At 71.5% G+C, this 4272-nt stretch carries 4 protein-coding genes; all 4 read left to right on the top strand.

Annotated elements, in window-relative coordinates:
• Positions 1–294: 294 nt before the first annotated feature.
• Positions 295–1632 (top strand): beta-xylosidase, encoded by a 1338-nt coding sequence (locus tag ACWGI8_RS40475; protein WP_453668447.1) that lies wholly within the window; start codon positions 295–297, stop codon positions 1630–1632.
• Positions 1633–1692: 60 nt separating this feature from the next.
• Positions 1693–2637: a WxL protein peptidoglycan domain-containing protein gene (locus ACWGI8_RS40470; RefSeq protein WP_453668446.1), complete on the top strand. Its 945-nt coding sequence runs from the start codon at positions 1693–1695 to the stop codon at positions 2635–2637.
• Positions 2638–2862: 225 nt separating this feature from the next.
• On the top strand, positions 2863–3810 hold the full coding sequence (gene era / locus ACWGI8_RS40465; RefSeq protein ID WP_385416260.1) for a GTPase Era: 948 nt from the start codon (positions 2863–2865) through the stop codon (positions 3808–3810).
• Positions 3811–3907: 97 nt separating this feature from the next.
• On the top strand, positions 3908–4272 hold a 365-nt coding region (locus ACWGI8_RS40460; protein WP_453668445.1), incomplete at its 3' end, for a TetR/AcrR family transcriptional regulator.

Here is a 4272-nt window from a genome sequence, read left to right as displayed (position 1 = left end):
GTTACGGGAAGGGGCGGGGTGGGGAAAAGCTCGCCGCAGGCGCGTCCCTCGCGCGGCCCGCTCAGCGGAACCGCCGCTTCTGGCGACAGCCTCGACTCCTCCTTCGACGGCACGGCCGCCGCACCCCGCTCTCACCGGCCGGCGTCACCTTCCGTGGCGCCGGCCTCTCAACTGACCTGCGGAAACACCGATCTTGACAGTATCTGATGGGTCATCAGTCGGTGCATTTCGATTCCATTGACTTCTCTTCCCCCCGCCACGTCAATGGCGCCCACCGACTGAAGGGGGAAGCACATGGCATCCCAACGATCAGCTCCGCGAAGACAACGCTGGGCAGCCGTTCTGGGGGTGACCGCGCTCGCGGTCACCGGCGGCGGGTTCCTCATCGCCCCCGCCCACGCCCAGGTGACGGCCTCACAGGCGGTCGACTTCCCGACGCACTGCGTACCGCCGCCGATCGCCGGCATCCCGCCCATCGACGGCACGACCACCGCCGAGATCACCGTCGACAACGCCGCACCCAAGGTCGGTGACACGGTCACCGTCACGTACACCGTGACCAAACCCGCCGCCGGCAACCCCGTCGACATCGCCCTCCCGGCCGACATCATGACGCCCACCGGCAAGGTCACCCTCGGCGGTGCCCAGACCGGCAGTGTCACGATGACCGGCCCGAAGAAGAACCCGCCGGTGCCGGGCAAGGCGCCGTTCCCGTCGTTCTCCATGACCGGTACGTTCACGGTCACCGCGCCTGGCACGACCACGCTCTCGCCCGGCGACTACAACATCCACACCAGCTACATCATGGAGCTGGACACCCCCTGCACGGTGACGAACCCGCCCGCACCCGTCTCCCAGACGATCGTCGCCACCCCGCAGTCCGTCCCCAACGAGCGCGCCATCCAGCTCGCTACGGCGTCCGGTAAACCGGGCGACAAGGTCACGGTCACCGGGACCAAGTTCGCCCCGGGCGCCGATGTCACCGTGGCTGGCCGCTCCGGAGCGGCGGAGACCGCCGACAAGACGACGGTCAAGGCAAGCTCCAGCGGCTCGTTCACCGCGCAGCTCACGGTGAACGACAAGGCCACCACCGGCGTCGTCGCCTACGAAGGCGCCGCCTGGAATGCCGACAAGGGCGCGGGCCCGGCGGCCTACACCGTCATCGACGACACCCCGCTCCCCGCCAACAGCCAGAAGATGAACTCCTCCGTCGCGGCCGGAACCCTCTCGATGACCCAGGCCGGGGACACCGTCCAGCTGACGTCCGTCGACTTCGGCAAGGGCGGCGCCTCCACCGGTGACCTGAACGCGGTGACGGTCAAGGACTTCCGCGGCGGCCCCGCGGGCTGGTCCCTGACCGGCAAGGTCACCGACTTCACCGGACCCGGCGGAAAGATCGACGCCGGCAAGCTCTCCTGGACCCCGTCCTGCACCACCAAGGCGGGCAGCCCCAGCACCTGCGCGGCGGGCACCGCGGGCGTGGTCGGCAGCGCCGGCGCGACCCTGGCGTCCACCCCCAACGCGGCGCTCACCGGCGGTGAGTTCACCGCGGGCGCGAAGGTGTCGCTGGACGTCCCGGCGTTCACCGCACCCGGCGCCTACGCGGGCGTGCTGACCCTCACCCTCACCTGACACCCACGGCGGGCCGGGCGCGCACCCGGTCGGCCCGCCCCGACCCCGGGGATTCGCACCGTGCGAAAGCTGTCCGCACTCCTCCTCGCCCTGGCCGCGCTCCTGTACGGCGCCCCGGGCACCGCCCACGCCGCCGACAACGGTGAGTGGTCCGTCGAGCCCGCCGCCTCCGAGCTGGGCCGCCGCCCGTACTTCTATCTCTCCGCCGACCCCGGCACCACGCTCACCGACCAGGTCACCGTCAGCAACAAGACCGCCGCCCCCCTGACCTTCGTGCTGTACGCCGCCGACGCGTACAACACCGCGCGGGACGGCGGCTTCGCCGTACGTACCCGGAAGGAGCGGCAGCGCGGCGTCGGCGCCTGGGCGAAGCCGGAGCGCGACCGGGTCACGGTCCCGGCACGCTCCTCGGTCACCGTCCCGTACACGCTCACCGTCCCCGGGACCGCCGAGCCCGGCGACCACCCGGGAGCACTGGTCGCCCTCGACGAGCGCATCGCCGCGGGGAGCGGCGGAGCCGTCGCCGTGGGCATCCAGCGGGCCGTCGGCGCCCGGGTCTATCTCCGGGTGAACGGCCCGACCGTGCCCGCCCTGTCCGTCGAGGACGTGACGTACGCCCCCGACAAGCCCCTGCTGCCCGGCGCCGGCGAAAGCAGCGCGGTCATCTCGTACACGCTCCACAACCGGGGCAACGTCACCCTCAACCCCAAGGTCGCCCTGCGCGCCGAGGGAGTCTTCGGCCGTACGCTCCTGGCCCGCGAGCTGACGAAGATCCCCAGCGAGCTGCTGCCGCGCCAGAAGATCCGGCTCACGGAGAGCTGGGCGGGAGCGCCCCAGCTCGACTGGGGCGACGTCACACTGACCGCGAGCGCACAGGACGTGCGCGAGTCCGCGGCGGTGTCCTTCGTCGCCCTGCCGTGGCTGGTCGTGGCCGTCCTGCTGGCGGCCGGGGCCGGCACGGTGGCGTGGCTCCGCCTGCGGCACCGGAGGGTGCGCGGTGCGTGAGGGCGTGGCGTGCCGGGGGTGCGCGGTGGGTGAGCGCGGGGTGCCAGGGGTGCCGCGGTGCGTGAGGGCGTGGCGTGCCGGGGGTGCGCGGTGCGTGAGCGCGAGGTGCCAGGGGTGCCGCGGTGCGTGAGGGCGTGGCGTGCCGGGGGTGCGCGGTGCGTGAGCGCGAGGTGCGCCAAGGGTGCGCGGTACGTGAGTGGCCCGGGATCGGGGAGAATGGCTCGCATGAGCGTTCACACCCCTGGATCCGAGGCCCCGCACCGCGCCGGCTTCGCCTGCTTCGTCGGCCGCCCCAACGCGGGCAAGTCCACCCTCACGAACGCTCTGGTCGGCCAGAAGGTGGCGATCACCTCCAAGAAGCCGCAGACCACCCGGCACACCGTCCGTGGCATCGTGCACCGCCCCGACCTGAACGCGCAGCTCGTGCTCGTCGACACCCCCGGCCTGCACAAGCCGCGCACGCTGCTCGGCGAGCGGCTCAACGACGTCGTACGGACGACCTGGGCCGAGGTCGACGTGATCGGCTTCTGTCTGCCGGCCAACGAGAAGGTCGGCCCGGGGGATCGTTTCATCGCCAAGGAGCTCGCCGGGATCAAGAAGACCCCGAAGGTCGCGATCGTCACCAAGACCGACCTGGTCGACTCCAAGACGCTGGCGGAGCAGCTGATCGCCATCGACCGGCTCGGCCAGGAGCTCGGCATCGAGTGGGCGGAGATCGTCCCGGTGTCCGCGGTCGGCGACAAGCAGGTCGCGCTCCTCGGTGACCTCCTCGTCCCGCTCATGCCGGAGAGCCCCCCGCTCTACCCGGAGGGCGATCTCACCGACGAGCCCGAGCAGGTCATGGTCGCCGAGCTGATCCGCGAGGCCGCGCTCGAAGGCGTACGGGACGAACTGCCGCACTCCATCGCGGTCGTCGTCGAGGAGATGCTGCCCCGCGAGGACCGCCCGGCCGACAAGCCGCTCCTCGACATCCACGCGAACGTCTACATCGAGCGCCCCAGCCAGAAGGGCATCATCATCGGCCCGAAGGGCAGCCGCCTCAAGGAGGTCGGCATCAAGTCCCGCAAGCACATCGAGGCGCTGCTGGGCACGCCGGTCTTCCTCGACCTCCATGTGAAGGTCGCCAAGGACTGGCAGCGGGACCCGAAGCAGCTGCGCAAGCTGGGTTTCTGACCTCCGCGCCGGGGCCCGCGGGCAAGGCGACCTCCCTCGGCCCCGGGCCGGATGTCCATAACGCTGTGACGTTCCATAACAGCGTTACCCTGCTGCCGTGCCATCCGCGAACTCCGTACGCCGTCGGCTGCTCGACGAAGCGGCCCGCATCCTCGCCGAACAGGGCCCGGGCGCCCTCAGCGCCCGTCGCCTCGTCAAGGAGGTCGGCGCCTCCACGATGGCTGTCTACACCCACTTCGGCTCGATGCCCGAGCTCGTACGGGAGCTGATGCGCGAGGGCTTCGCACGCTTCCGCGCCCGCGCCGAGTCGGTGACGGGTGACTCCGATCCGGTCGTCGAACTCGCCGCGCTCTGCCGCTGCTACCAGGACTTCGCGCGCGCCGAACCCGACGTCTACGCCGTGCTGTTCGGCGGCGCCGGCCTCGCCGGCTTCGTGCTCACCGAGGACGATCGCCGCATGGG

It is taken from the genome of Streptomyces sp. NPDC054841, assembly GCF_053611045.1.
Note: the sequence above shows the minus strand (reverse complement) of the source record. Positions and strands in the feature narration are given on the sequence as shown.

What these genes read in the sequence shown, in the direction of transcription:
- era (WP_385416260.1), top strand. Translation starts at nt 2,863, where the DNA reads ATGAGCGTTCACACCCCTGGATCCGAGGCCCCGCACCGCGCCGGCTTC.
- ACWGI8_RS40475 (WP_453668447.1), top strand. Translation starts at nt 295, where the DNA reads ATGGCATCCCAACGATCAGCTCCGCGAAGACAACGCTGGGCAGCCGTT.